This is a genomic window from Dellaglioa sp. CoH-55-MRSF-8 (assembly GCF_056782195.1).
Window position 1 is genome coordinate 56,071 of record NZ_JBXAYH010000002.1, and the last position, 12,620, is coordinate 68,690.

The following is a 12,620-nucleotide window of genomic DNA, read 5'->3' on the forward strand; positions in this document are numbered from 1 at the left end:
AAAGATGCAGAGATATTTTTTGAAATCTGATGAGTTAATTTTAACAGATGAGGATTTTCATCATGCAATTAAAGTTATGCGTTTGGCTGTTGGTGATCAAGTTGAACTCGTTAAGCAATCAACAGAGGTTGTTGTTGCAAAGATGAAACAGGTTACTGAAAGTTCAGCTACTTTTGATTATCAAAAGACAGTAGAAACATTAGTTGAGTTGCCAGTAGAAGTAACAATTGCGTCGGCTCTTTCAAAAAAAGATAAGGCAGACTGGATTGTACAAAAAGGTACAGAAATGGGGGCTGCCCATTTTATATTTTTTAATAGTGATTTTTCTATTGCAAAATGGGATCAAAAAAAGCAGGCTAAAAAAATTGAACGTTTAAAAAAAATTGCTAAGGGTGCTGCAGAACAAGCACATCGAACTAAAATTCCAACGATTTCATACGCTAAAAAAATTGATGAGATATTTCAACAATCTTATGATATTCAGATTGTTGCATATGAAGAATCTGCTAAACAAGGTGAGGTTAGCCAACTAAAAAAATCATTTGATTTGATTGAACCTAATCAAAATATGATTGCGGTATTTGGTTCAGAGGGTGGTATTTCAAAATCAGAAATTGATAAGTTAGCTACAGCTGGTTATCAAAAGGTAGGCTTAGGACCTAGAATTTTACGTGCAGAGACTGCTCCGTTATACTTATTAGCGAGCCTTTCATTTGTTAGTGAATTAAGTTAAGTAAGGCATGAGAAAACGAAATGAGGAAATATTTTTGAAAAATTTTCTAAGCATAACAGCTGCATGGTACTTAACGGTAAGTATTGCCATCGGAATTGTGGTCCCGATGGTACTGACCTTAGTTAATGCAAACGATGTTATAAAAATTGGTGTTTCTTTATTTATAGTAAATGTCATTTTTTCTATCATTATTGGTGTTATTATTGGTAGAAATGATCATAGTTTGATTTTTAACTTTTTCTTTCCAGTTATTTTTGCAATAGGTGTGTTGTGCCATTTATTTCAAAGTATCACTATCTTTTTTGCAATTATTTATCTTTGTTTATCATTATTAACATGGGGAATTTCAAAAAAATAATACAAATACTTTATGAATACATGAGTACGCGGACTGCATTATGGAATCGCGTATTTTTATTTTATATAAAAAGAGGTGTGTAGATATGACAAAAGAAGAAATGTGGAGTGCTAGAGACGTTTTGGAAATCGTTGAAAGCTATATGAATGAAGAACATGTTGCATTTGTACAAAAAGCATGTGATTTTGCTACCTATGTTCATAAGAATCAATATCGTAAGTCTGGCGAACCATATATAATGCACCCAATACAAGTTGCTGGTATTCTTGCAGAATTAAAAATGGATCCGGAGACTGTTAGTGCAGGATTTTTACATGATGTTGTTGAAGACACACCAGTTACTTTAGGTGATGTAGGCGAACTTTTTGGTAAAGATGTGCAAGTAATTGTCGATGGTGTAACAAAATTAGGTCAAATTCAATATAAATCTCATCAAGAGCAATTAGCTGAAAATCATCGTAAATTATTGTTAGCGATGTCTAAAGATTTACGTGTTATTATTGTGAAATTAGCAGATAGGTTACATAATATGCGGACGTTAAAACACTTACGTCCAGATAAGCAACGACGAATTGCAAATGAAACGTTAGAAATATATGCACCATTGGCAGACCGTTTAGGTATTAGTACGATTAAGTGGGAATTAGAAGATAGTTCATTACGTTATCTGAACCCCCAACAATACTATCGAATTGTTCATTTGATGAATTCTAAACGTGAAGAACGTGAGGCTTATATTTCTGGAGCTATTGAAGAAATAAAAGTTTCCATTAGTGATTTAAAAGTTTCAAGCGAAATTTATGGGCGACCAAAGCATTTGTATTCTGTCTATAAAAAGATGAAAGACCAACATAAACAATTCTCTCAAATTTATGACCTCCTAGCTGTTAGAGTAATTGTTGGATCAATTAAAGATTGTTATGCGGTACTTGGGGCAATACATTCTAGATGGAAACCAATGCCTGGAAGATTTAAAGACTATATTGCGATTCCAAAGGCTAACTTGTACCAGTCTCTGCATACGACTGTTGTCGGACCAGAGGGACGTCCTTTTGAAGTTCAAATTAGAACAAAAGAGATGCATGAAATAGCTGAATTTGGTGTAGCAGCACATTGGGCTTACAAAGAAGGTGTGAAAGAGAAAGTTCAGCAAGATGACGCGGGTACAAAATTAAATTGGTTTAAAGAAATTATTGAATTACAAGATGAGACTGATGATGCTTCTGCTTTTATGGAAAGTGTTAAAGGCGATATCTTTGGTGACCGCGTTTATGTATTCACACCTAAAGGTGATGTTTTTGAATTACCCAAAGGTGCAGGACCACTTGATATGGCCTACAGTATTCATACTGAAATTGGACATCATACAACGGGTGCAAAAGTTAACGGAAAGATTGTGCCATTAGATTATCAAGTCAAAAATGGAGACATTGTTGATATCTTAACTAGTAAAAGTTCAATAGGACCAAGCCGTGATTGGGTTAATTTGGTGCATACAAATAAAGCTAGAAATAAAATTAAACACTTCTTCAAACTACAAGATCGTGTTGCTAATGCAGCTAAAGGTGAAGATTTATTGACGATGCAATTAATTGATTTAGGATTTGATCCTAAAAAAGTCATTACAAAAGAAAATATGAAACAGCTTTTGGATAAAAGACAATTGTCTGAATCAGATGACTTGTATGCTGCAATTGGATTTGGAGAGGTAGCAACGTTAGGTGTCGCCAATGCTTTAACGGAAGATATTCGCTCTAAAGAAGAAGAAGTTCGACAAGTTAATGAGCAGAAGGCAATCCTTGAAGAACATAAAGAAATGAAAAAACCAGACGTATCTGAAAAAAATCGTAAAAGTAGCCATGATGGTGGTGTTGTAATTGATGGCGTCGATAACTTACTTGTTCGATTAAGTCATTGCTGTAATCCTATTCCAGGAGATGACATTATTGGTTATATTACAAAGGGGCGTGGTGTTTCAGTTCATAGAACTGAATGTCCTAATGTTATTAAAGCTGAAGAGTCCGGGGAAAGAATTATTAGTGTTAAATGGGATAAAACCATGGATGATAAATCTAATTATCAATCTGATTTGGAAATCCAAGGGTACAATCGTTCTGGACTTTTGAATGATATTTTACAATCATTGAATAATACAACTAAGCAATTAAGCTCAGTTAATGGCCGTGTTGATAATAATAAAATTGCGACAATGGATGTTTCAGTTGGCGTAAAAGATATTGTTCAATTAGAAAGAATTATGGAAACTTTGAAAAGTGTTGAAGACGTTTATGCTGTTAAAAGGAAAATTCATTAATTTTCTAATGGAGGTACTAAAGAAGTGAAAATTGTTGTTCAACGTGTTAAAAAGGCTAGTGTTTCGGTAAATGGTCAGGTATTAAATCAGATTAATGTAGGATATCTTTTATTGGTGGGATTTAAGACGGGTGATACATCTACTGAGATAGATTATATGGTAAAAAAAATCTCTAATTCCAGATTATTTGAAGATGATATGGGAAAAATGAATTTAAGTATTCAAGAAATAAATGGAGAAATTCTATCTGTTTCACAATTTACTTTGTACGCGTCAACAAAAAAAGGGAATAGACCAAGCTTTACAGATTCTGAAGAACCTAATTTAGCTGAGGAACATTATGATGAATTTAATCAAAAATTGGCTGAAATAGTAACTATTGTTAAACCAGGTCAATTTGGAGCAGATATGGATGTTGAACTTATAAATGATGGACCAGTAACAATTATTTTTGATACAGAGAAAAAATAAAGGATGTATTAGAATCAACTCTAATACATCTTTTTGGTGTAAAGAATATTTGGAGGGTATAAAATGATAAATAATTATTTTTGGGACTTTGATGGGACGCTTTTTGATACTTATCCTGAGATGGTTAAGGCATTTCAAGAAGCGTTACGTTTACAAAATGTAATTGCGACTAGAACAGAAATTTATAAAATTATGCGAGAAAAATCTGTTAGACAAGCAATTCAAATTTATCAAGAAACAAATTTGAATTTAGATGTTGAACAATTGAGGGTAAGCTATGATGATTTAGAAAGACAGAGTCAAAAAAATGCAAAATTATTTCCTGGTGCAAAAGAAGTTTGTAAATGGGTGGTTGATAATGGTGGACAAAACTTTTTATTAACCCATAGGGATCAAAGCGCAATTGATATGCTTAGGGAAACAAATATTATTCATTTGTTTTCAGATTTTGTTACTTCAGATCAAAAATTTCCAAGGAAACCTAATCCAGCGTCACTTAATTATCTTGCAGAAAAAAATGCAGTTGATTACCAGAAAGCAGCAATGATTGGTGATCGGGAGTTGGATATTGCTGCAGGGCATAATGCAGGTATGAAGGGATATTTATTTGATTTTGATCAAATGATTTCAACAGTTGAAAAACCAGATAAGCGTGTATTGAAATTAATTGATTTAATACAAAAATAAGACAATGATAGTTAAGCATTGTCTTATTTATTTTGGATATAATTTGTTAAACCTTCAACGACTGATTTTGCTGTTTTTTCTTGAAAGCTGCTACTTTGGATTAACTTAAAGTCATATTTTGTATTAATGTACCCTAATTCTAGTAAGACGGATGGTTGTGTATTATCTCTTAGAACAAGAAAATCGCCAAATTCCGTTCCACGATTATCAAGACCGGTATCGTTTAATTCGGCATTTATTGAATTTGCAAGTGCTAAATCAGCTGTCTTATTATAGTAGTAACTTGTTAAACCAGTTGCTTCATCATCATTAGGCGATGAATCAAAATGGAAACTAATAAATGCATCTGCATTATTTGATTCTGCAAGTTTAGCGCGTGGGGCTAAATCTACATACGAATCAGAGTCTCGTGTTAAAATCACATTGGCGCCACGTTTCTTAAGAAGATAAGCTACTTTTTTTACAATTTGAAGCGTGTAGATTTTTTCTTGTTTATCTTTGATTGAAAGTGCACCTGAATCGTTACCGCCATGTCCGGGATCTAAAACAATCGTTGCTTCAGATAATTTAGTCACTTTGGCATTTTTTTTAGAAAGAATCCAGTTTGCTACCCAACCTTTTTTAGTATTTGGCAAACTTACGTATGACCAATTATTTTTTTCTCGAATAATTGTAATACGCTCACCTTTCTTAAGAGTGTCTAACACTTTATTTGACGTACTTGGTCCGGTACGTACATTAATATTGTCAGATGTAACAACGGTTTCTTTTAAATAAGTTGTCGTTTTTACAATACCTAAACATAGGGTACAAAAAATGATGATTAATAAAATGACTCTTGGCCAGTTTATGCTGAATCCATGTTTTCTATTTGTTGACATTTATGTACTCCTTTAACTATAGATATTGAATCTAAATATTAGTATACCAAATATTTGTTCAATAGTAAGAATCAAATTTAATAATATTGTAAGTTAAGCTGTACTTGACTTTAGAGAGTTACTCGAGTAACTTTATAATTAATAAAATATTAAAACCGATGAAAAAGAAATTAGGTTAGTTAAATTGTATAGAGAGTGAATAATTTGCTGAAATATTCACCATTTTTGCTAACCGAAAGACACTTTTGAGGTGCGTGTGGTTAAATCACATGTCGTTTAAGTTGCGTTAAGCTATTAGTAAAAAATTAAGGTGGTACCGTGCAAAAGCACCCTTGTCGTATTTAGATGAGGGTGCTTTTTTGTATATAATGCCACAAATAGGAGGATTTATAATGAAATTTCAACGTCCCAAAGGAACAGCAGATATAATCCCAGCAGATTCAAAAAAATGGCAATATATTGAAGAAACCGCTAGAAATATATTCTCAAGTTACCAATATGATGAAATTAGAACACCACTTTTTGAACATTTTGAGGTTTTTTCAAGAACTTCAGGTGATACTTCTGATATTGTAACTAAAGAAATGTATGATTTTAAAGATAAAGGTGACCGCCATATAACACTTCGTCCTGAAGGAACAGCTGGAGTTGTTAGAGCGTATGTTGAAAATAAACTTTATGGCCCAGAAATTCAAAAGCCATTTAAAACGTATTATATTGGACCAATGTTTCGTTATGAAAGACCTCAATCTGGACGCTTACGTCAATTTCATCAAATTGGAGTTGAAGCCTTTGGGGTTGATAATCCAACACTTGATGTTGAAGTTATGGCAATGGCAATTGATTTCTTATCAAAATTTGGATTAACAAATTTAAAATTAGCTATTAATACTTTGGGAGATAATGATAGTCGTGATAATTATCGTGACGCATTAGTTGCATATTTACGTCCCTTCGCTGATCAATTAAGTGATGATTCAAAAGCACGTTTAGAAAAAAATCCACTACGCGTTTTGGATAGTAAAGATAAAGGTGATCAAGAAATTGTTAAAAATGCACCATCAATTCTAGATTACCTTAGTGAAGAGTCACAGGCTCATTTTAACCAAGTAAAAGTGTTACTTGATGCATTGGAAATTCCATATGAAGTTGATTCAACAATGGTTCGTGGACTTGATTATTATAACCATACCATTTTCGAAATTATGTCTGATTCAAAAGCATTTGGTGGGAAATTTACGACCATTTGTGCTGGTGGACGATATAATGGCCTTGTTGAGCAATTAGGTGGTCCTGAAACACCAGGGATTGGTTTTGGCTTGGGGATTGAAAGATTATTATTAGTTCTTGAAGCTGAAGATGCAAAATTACCCGTTGAACAAAGTTTAGATGTTTATGTTGTTGGTATTGGTGAAGAAACGAATACTGAAACACTAAAACTCGTGCAATCAATGCGTAAGGCAGGTTATTCAATTGAAAGAGATTATTTAAATCGTAAACCAAAAGGTCAATTTAAATCTGCTAATCGTATGAATGCTCATTTTGTTATGACTTTAGGTGAGAGCGAACTAGAAACACAAACTTTGAATTTTAAAAATATGAAAACAAGTCAAGAAATTATATTAAAATTAGAAGATGTATATACTGATTTTTCGAAAGTATATGAAAAGGCATTAAAATTAGAAATGGAGGCTGATGGAGAATGAAAAGAACAACATACAATGGTTTAGTTGATGAAACTTTTATTGGTCAAACAGTTACATTAAAGGGATGGGTACAAAAAAGACGCGATTTAGGAAATTTAATTTTTATTGATTTACGTGATCGTGAGGGCATTGTTCAACTGGTTTTTAGTCAAGAATTTGATTCCGAAGCTTTAAAGATTGCTGAAGAGTTACGTAATGAATTTGTTGTTGAGGTTGCAGGAAAAGTGACACAACGGGATGCTAAAGCAATCAACCCAAGAATGAAAACGGGTAAGATTGAAGTTGAAGTTCATAATGCAGTTATTTTGAATAAAGCAAAAACACCGCCATTTGAAATACAAGATGATATTAATGTTGTAGATGATACAAGATTAAAATATCGTTATTTAGACTTACGTCGTCCTGAAATGCAAAAATCATTAATGATTCGTAGCCGTATTACACAATCTGTTCACAGCTACTTAGATAATCAAAATTTTATTGATATTGAAACACCATATTTAACAAAATCAACACCTGAAGGGGCTCGTGACTATCTTGTACCTTCCCGTGTCTATCCTGGGCATTTTTATGCATTACCACAATCACCTCAATTATTTAAGCAATTATTGATGAATGCCGGATTTGATCGTTACTACCAAATTGCTCGTTGTTTTAGAGACGAAGATTTGCGTGGTGACCGTCAACCTGAATTTACGCAAATAGATTTAGAAACATCATTTATGTCTGCTGAAGAAATTCAAGATTTAACAGAAGGTTTATTAAAACGTGTAATGAAAGATACTTTAAATATTGACCTCGAATTACCATTACAACGTATGACTTGGAATGAATCAATGGCAAGATATGGTTCTGAAAAACCGGATATTAGATTTGATATGGAATTAAAAGATATGTCTGCTGCAGTTAAAGATATTGATTTTAAAGTATTTACTAATACTTTAAACAATGGTGGACTTGTTAATGCTATTGCGATTCCTGGTGGTGCCGATAAGTATTCACGCAAAGCGATTGATGCTAAAACGGCTTATATTGAACGTTTTGGTGCTAAAGGGTTAGCTTGGGTAAAAGTAACTGAAGAAGGATTTAGTGGCCCAATTGCTAAATTTTTAAATGACCATGTTGATGCAATTAAAGAAGCTGCTGGTGCAAATGTCGGAGATTTAATTTTGTTTGTTGCTGACAAAGCAAGTGTTGTTCGTGCATCATTAGGTTACTTACGTAATGATATTGCCAAAGAGATGGATATGATTGATGAAAATAGATTCGCCTTCCTTTGGGTTGTTGATTGGCCATTATTTGAATACAGTGAAGACTTTGACAAATTTATTGCTGCGCATCATCCTTTTACTATGCCAAATGAAGAAGATATTCATTTACTTGATGAAAATCCACATGAAGCACATGCACAAAGTTATGATATTATTTTGAATGGTTATGAATTGGGTGGTGGGTCAATCCGTATTCATAAACGCGATATTCAAGAAAAAATGTTTAAGGCTTTAGGATTTACTAAAGAAAGTGCGGAAGAACAATTTGGATTTTTCCTAGATGCACTTGATTATGGATTCCCACCACATGGTGGATTGGCTATTGGGTTAGACAGATTTGCTATGTTATTGGCAAAGAAAGATAACATTCGCGAAGTTATCGCGTTCCCTAAAAATTCAAAAGCATCAGAGCCATTGACGAATGCGCCTAGTCTAGTTGCAAGTAAGCAATTAGATGAATTATCGTTAAAAGTTGAAGAAAATAAATTAAAATAGACGTTTAAAAGACTAATGATTAAACTCATTAGTCTTTTTTAGGCATAAAAATATCAATATTATGTTAAGTGATTTATTATTATCATATATTAAGAGGGGGAATGATGATAATGAGTGAAAAAGCAATATTCGCTGGTGGTTGTTTTTGGTGCATGGTTGAACCGTTTGAAGAACAAGCAGGAATTTTAAATGTCGTATCTGGATATACAGGAGGACACACTAAAAATCCAACATATGAAGATGTTGTATCTGAAACAACGGGGCATACTGAGGCAGTTGAGATAACATTTGACCCTAAAAAAATTAATTACGCTCAGCTTGTTGAGATATATTGGCAACAAACAGATCCAACTGATGCGATGGGGCAATTTCAAGATAGGGGTAGTTCATATCGCCCAGTGATTTATACACTAAATGATGAGCAAAGAAAAATTGCGGAAACTTCAAGACAACTATTGATTGATAGTCATAGATTCAAAGAACCAATTGTTACAACTATAGAAGATGCAGGTCCATTTTATGCTGCTGAGGATTATCATCAAGAGTTTTATAAAAAGAATCCAAGAAGATTTGCTATGGAAGAAAACGGTGGACGGAATCAATTTAAACAATCTGTCTGGAAATCTAAATAAGTTAAAAGAGTCTTTTCGAATGAATTTTGAAAAGACTCTTTTTGTATAGATTAAGATTTACTTGATAAGTAAATGTCTAACTGTATCTGACCGTAATGAATGGTATAATATTCGTAACTTGTTAAAATGAAATGTGAGGTTTTTTGATCATGGACGATCTGCAACAAATTTTTAAGAAACATTCATACGCGGCCAAAGCTTCAACAGCATTTATATATGCGATATTAGTTTCGGTTGCGATGAACTTTTTTTGGACACCAGGAAAAATATATGCCTCTGGTATTACGGGGTTAGCGCAATTAGTAGCAACCCTCCTTAGTCGATATGCACCATTTCAAATATCGACTGCGTTACTCTTATTTCTTTTAAATGTACCAATGTTCATTTTGGCTTGGAATAAAATTGGTCACCGTTTTACTGTGTTTACTTTTCTAGCAGTTGTATTTTCAAGTATTATGATCAAAGCAATTACGCCAGTAACGTTAACAACGGATCCTATTATTTGCGCGATATTTGGTGGAGCTGTTAATGGATTTGGTACTGGATTAGCGCTTAGAAATGGAATTTCAACTGGTGGATTAGATATTATTGGCTTAACAATTAAAAAGAAAACAGGTAAAAGTATTGGAACTATTAATATTATTTTTAATGCTTTTATTGTTCTAGCAGCCGGTTTTATTTATGGTTGGCCATATGCTTTTTATTCTGCATTGGGATTATTTGTTAATGCTAGAGTCATGGATATGGTTTATACAAGACAACAAAAAATGCAAGTTATGATTGTGACGAGTCGTCCTAAGAGTGTGATTGATTCAATACAAAATCATATGCGTCGTGGAATCACAATTGTTAACGATGTTGAGGGTGCTTATCATCATGATGATAAGACACTTTTAATTACCGTTATTTCGAGATATGAACAAAATGAATTACATGATGCAATGGAAGAGTCAGACCCGGTCGCATTTGTTAGTATCTCAGAAAACGTTCAGATATGGGGACGTTTTTATGAGCAAGCATTATAAATAAAACTAAAGGATTAATAAGTTATGCAAATTAAAAAGATAATCTACTTATTTCTCATCAGACTATTTTCGTTACTGAATTTCTCTAAAAAAAGTACTAATATCAGCTATTTAATGAGTTTCGGTGGTAATAGTGACTTCATTCGGAAATTAAATCAAAGATGTTTAGATAATAATCAACATTTAATCATTTTTTATCGACCTTCTATGAAGTTAGAAATTAAGAATATCGAAGACTTAAATATTGAAACCAAAATATTTACTGAAAATATTTCTTTCGTATTAAATTTAATCCCTCTGATTTCTAAGAGTAACTTAATTTTTGTCGATAATTATTTTGCTTTTTTAGCCACAATGCATACAAAAAAAACAACCAAAATTGTTCAACTTTGGCATGCAAATGGGGCAATTAAATCGTTTGGTTGGGATGAGCCTAAGACAGCTGATCGATCAGCTGAAGATAAAAAACGATTTCAATCTGTCTATAATCAATTTGATGATTTTATTGTAGCGTCAGCTAAAATGGGGTCAGTATTTAAGAAAAGTTATCATGTTTCTGATAATCACATTTTAGAACTTGGATACCCTGCTACAGATAAATTTAAAGATAGCAATTGGATAAAATTAACAAAAAAAAATATTTTTAGTAGCCACCCAGACTTAATTAAGAAAAAAATCATTTTATACGCACCAACATATAGAGAAGATATAAATGGGGAAGTTATATTAGAAATACCAGATGATTTTTCTAATATTCAAGAATTATTAAATGATGAAACTAAGTTAATTATTAAATTACATCCGCATTTAAAGGACAAAGAGCTTGCCTTTAAAAAATTATTATCTAAGAATAATGATATTTTATGGGTGGATGAATACACAACTGGAGAATTGTTGGTCATCACAAATTGTTTAATTACAGATTATTCATCGGTTATTTTTGATTTCAGTTTATTGCCAAACGCTGAACGAGTTTTATTCTATTGTTTTGATTTAAAGAATTATGAAAGTAGTATTGGGATTCAATCGGATTTTAATAACTGGGTACCAGGACCGATTGTGCAAACAATGAGTGAACTAGTTGCTACTTATAAAGAATTCAAAAATAGTGATAGACAATTAGCAACATTTAATTTATTATGGAATACATCTAATGATGGGCATGCGACAGAGCGTGTTCTAGATTATTATTTTACTTAAATAAGGAGCGTCAATACATTGAAAAAAGTTATTTCAATTATAAAAGAACAATTTGAAAATTTACCAATTATATTTCGAGTTTCAAAATATGAAGATCGAGCAAGTTACCAAAGTCATTATTTAGGAATTGCATGGGAGTTTTTAAACCCAATGATTCAAATTGGTATTTACTATCTTGTTTTCGGTGTTGCCTTGCACGCTGGACAACAGATAGATGGGGTTAATTATTTTGCTTGGATGATGGTGGGTATCGCCCCATGGTTGTTTATGAATTCTAGTGTACTTGGTATGTCTCGTAGTGTTTATGAAAAAGTTGGATTAGTTGCTAAAATGAAATTTCCAGTTAGCGTACTACCAACAATTCGTATGGTCAGTCAAATGACTGCGTATTGGGTTATGTTCGGTTTTAGTATTATTGTTTTATTATTATCAGGTGTAACGCCCACTTTGTATTGGTTACAGTACATTTATTATTTTATCTGTATGATTGCATTTTTATTTGCTTTCGGTATTTTTAATTCAACCATCTCAATTTTAGCTCGTGATTACTATATAGCACTCCAATCGATTATGAGGGTTTTATTTTACATGTCAGGTATTTTATTCAATTTAAATTCTGGTAGTTTTCCTAAAGTTTTTGTTAGAATTCTACAAATAAATCCGTTTAACTATTTAGTCGCAGGGTTTAGAGAAACTTTCTTGAGCGAAGGTTGGTTTTTTAATAATCCAACACAACTATTACTATTTTGGTCAATCACATTAATGTTCCTCTTAATAGGATCACATTTACACTATAAATTTAGAGCTCATTTTGTTGATTTAATTTAAATATAAAAGATTTAGAAAA

General features: G+C 32.5%; 12 protein-coding genes and 1 other annotated feature. Of the genes, 11 read left to right on the forward strand and 1 reads right to left on the reverse strand.

The window, feature by feature from the left end; translation table 11 throughout:
* Nucleotides 1-4 precede the first annotated feature (4 nt).
* From AC1RPW_RS02080 to AC1RPW_RS02100, 5 genes are all read left to right on the forward strand, one after another.
* Entirely contained in the window at nt 5-733 is a 729-nt protein-coding gene (locus tag AC1RPW_RS02080; RefSeq protein WP_481761366.1) for a 16S rRNA (uracil(1498)-N(3))-methyltransferase, read from the forward strand.
* A 34-nt stretch (nt 734-767) separates the two neighbouring features.
* A complete protein-coding gene (locus AC1RPW_RS02085) occupies nt 768-1,091 on the forward strand; it encodes a hypothetical protein (RefSeq protein WP_481762180.1) in 324 nt (107 codons plus the stop codon).
* A gap of 85 nt (nt 1,092-1,176) precedes the next feature.
* Nucleotides 1,177-3,405, forward strand: coding sequence for a RelA/SpoT family protein (locus tag AC1RPW_RS02090; protein WP_409022473.1), 2,229 nt, complete (start codon nt 1,177-1,179; stop codon nt 3,403-3,405).
* 24 nt (nt 3,406-3,429) lie between these two features.
* The gene (gene dtd / locus AC1RPW_RS02095; RefSeq protein ID WP_481761364.1) at nt 3,430-3,876 is read left to right on the forward strand and encodes a D-aminoacyl-tRNA deacylase; all 447 of its coding nucleotides are present in this window, start codon (nt 3,430-3,432) and stop codon (nt 3,874-3,876) included.
* Nucleotides 3,877-3,939: 63 nt separating this feature from the next.
* Entirely contained in the window at nt 3,940-4,563 is a 624-nt protein-coding gene (locus AC1RPW_RS02100; protein WP_481761363.1) for an HAD-IA family hydrolase, read from the forward strand.
* 23 nt (nt 4,564-4,586) lie between these two features.
* On the opposite strand, the gene AC1RPW_RS02105 is transcribed toward AC1RPW_RS02100, so the two are convergent.
* Complete coding sequence (locus tag AC1RPW_RS02105) at nt 4,587-5,444, reverse strand: N-acetylmuramoyl-L-alanine amidase family protein (RefSeq protein ID WP_481761362.1); 858 nt, start codon at nt 5,442-5,444, stop codon at nt 4,587-4,589.
* Nucleotides 5,445-5,593: 149 nt separating this feature from the next.
* Nucleotides 5,594-5,781 (forward strand) — a binding site (T-box leader).
* Nucleotides 5,782-5,836: 55 nt separating this feature from the next.
* Here AC1RPW_RS02105 and hisS point away from each other — a divergent pair.
* The 6 genes from hisS to AC1RPW_RS02135 all read left to right on the forward strand — a co-directional run bounded on the left by hisS (nt 5,837) and on the right by AC1RPW_RS02135 (nt 12,601).
* Entirely contained in the window at nt 5,837-7,150 is a 1,314-nt protein-coding gene (hisS, locus tag AC1RPW_RS02110) for a histidine--tRNA ligase (RefSeq protein WP_481761361.1), read from the forward strand.
* The gene (gene aspS, locus AC1RPW_RS02115) at nt 7,147-8,916 is read left to right on the forward strand and encodes an aspartate--tRNA ligase (protein WP_481761360.1); all 1,770 of its coding nucleotides are present in this window, start codon (nt 7,147-7,149) and stop codon (nt 8,914-8,916) included. Before hisS ends, aspS begins: the two co-directional genes overlap by 4 nt.
* 110 nt (nt 8,917-9,026) lie before the next feature.
* On the forward strand, nt 9,027-9,548 hold the full coding sequence (gene msrA / locus AC1RPW_RS02120; RefSeq protein ID WP_409022479.1) for a peptide-methionine (S)-S-oxide reductase MsrA: 522 nt from the start codon (nt 9,027-9,029) through the stop codon (nt 9,546-9,548).
* A 149-nt stretch (nt 9,549-9,697) separates the two neighbouring features.
* Nucleotides 9,698-10,573, forward strand: coding sequence for a YitT family protein (locus AC1RPW_RS02125; RefSeq protein ID WP_409022480.1), 876 nt, complete (start codon nt 9,698-9,700; stop codon nt 10,571-10,573).
* 114 nt (nt 10,574-10,687) lie between these two features.
* Entirely contained in the window at nt 10,688-11,773 is a 1,086-nt protein-coding gene (locus AC1RPW_RS02130) for a CDP-glycerol glycerophosphotransferase family protein (RefSeq protein WP_481762179.1), read from the forward strand.
* Between the two features lie 18 nt (nt 11,774-11,791).
* Nucleotides 11,792-12,601 (forward strand): ABC transporter permease, encoded by an 810-nt coding sequence (locus AC1RPW_RS02135; RefSeq protein WP_409022482.1) that lies wholly within the window; start codon nt 11,792-11,794, stop codon nt 12,599-12,601.
* Nucleotides 12,602-12,620 lie beyond the last annotated feature (19 nt).